The sequence below is a fragment of the Seonamhaeicola marinus genome, assembly GCF_008085455.1.
Genome location: NZ_VSDQ01000195.1, coordinates 1 through 253, shown reverse-complemented (window position 1 = coordinate 253; position 253 = coordinate 1). Strand labels below are relative to the sequence as shown.

Here is a 253-nt window from a genome sequence, read left to right as displayed (position 1 = left end):
GTTGTACCATGTTAAGTGCTTATAAACAATAAGTTTACAGTGCAAAAATAATAATTTTTTAAATGGTGGTTGAAAAAAGTGGATAAAATACGTGTTTTAGTTGCTAATGTTTACAGAAGTTGTTTCGCCTAAACCTATTATTTTATCGTAGCGAGCGCCTAAATCTCTATAATATACTAAAACTTTATAGTTGTTTTCGGTTTGGTAGAAATTACCACTAATTGCGCCTTCGTTAACCGTGTTGTTATTTAGG

1 pseudogene is annotated in these 253 nt (G+C 30.8%); it reads right to left on the bottom strand.

Annotation, left to right across the window (positions count from 1 at the left end):
* Positions 1–96: 96 nt before the first annotated feature.
* Positions 97–253 (bottom strand): annotated as a pseudogene (locus FUA24_RS26085) (DUF5103 domain-containing protein); the annotation flags it as partial.